Genomic DNA, 977 nt, shown 5'->3' with positions numbered 1-977 from the left:
CGGTAGCGAAGGAGGCCAGCTGGCTGTAGGCTGGTTAGCTTCCACACAAACAAGCCAGGAACCCTATGGGAACCCATACCAACCAGCTGACCCTGAAAGAACGATACCAGATCGAAGTCCTCAATGGACAGAACTATTCAGCTCGTGCCATAGCGCTACAGCTGAATCGTTCCAATAAAACCATTTCGCGAGAGCTTAATCGCTTTTACCCTTACTGCGCCGAGAGCGCTCACCGACAGGCGTTGCAGAGGCGGCATGGGGCTCGTAAGTACACCAAGTTTGATTTCGCCATGAAGGTGCAAATCGACCATCAGCTAAAAAACGCTAGTCCCGAACAAATTGCTGGACGAATGAAGCTTGAGAAATGTGAAAAAACGGTCAGTTGCTCAACAATATATCGCTGGATAGGTCGGCTTCATTGGAGACTGCGGCTGCCACGGAAAGGCAAGACTTACCGGAAGCGCACAGGCTCCGAGGCAGGAGTAAAGCTCATTCCGGAGCGTGTTGACATTGAAGAACGACCAGCGATCGTTGATGAAAATACCGAGCTGGGCCATTGGGAGGGCGATACGGTTTATGGTCAAGATAGTTATCTTGTGACATTAGTAGAGCGAGTCTCTAGGTTGTTGCTCACTCGCAGGGTACCAGATAAGAGTAAGAAGACAGTAAGTCGTGCGATCAAGCAGATGCTGAAGCCGTATCAGGCAATATGTAAAACGATAACCTTCGATAATGGAGGTGAATTTGCAGGTCACCAGTCGATCGCGCGGAAACTGGGATGCAAAATATATTTTGCAAAGCCCTATCACTCTTGGGAGCGCGGATTAAACGAAAACACAAATGGTCTACTGAGGCGTTTCTTCCCGAAAGGCATAGAAATTGGCAAGATACCCAAAAGCCGTATTGATGATGCAGTATTCCGAATCAACACCCGCCCAAGGAAGGTATTAAATTACTTGAGTCCGCTAGAATTTCTG

The 977-nt window shown here is 48.5% G+C and carries 1 protein-coding gene; it reads left to right on the top strand.

Translation table 11 applies throughout. The features are described 5' to 3' along the window. Positions 1–65 precede the first annotated feature (65 nt). Positions 66–977 (top strand): IS30 family transposase (locus ACCI49_RS24800; RefSeq protein WP_371841938.1); only part of this gene is annotated, 912 nt, incomplete at its 3' end.

It is taken from the genome of Microbulbifer epialgicus (assembly GCF_041447265.1).
Lineage (GTDB): Bacteria > Pseudomonadota > Gammaproteobacteria > Pseudomonadales > Cellvibrionaceae > Microbulbifer > Microbulbifer epialgicus.
The sequence above is the reverse complement of the archived record's forward strand: the minus strand, read 5'-3'. Positions and strand labels throughout refer to the sequence as shown.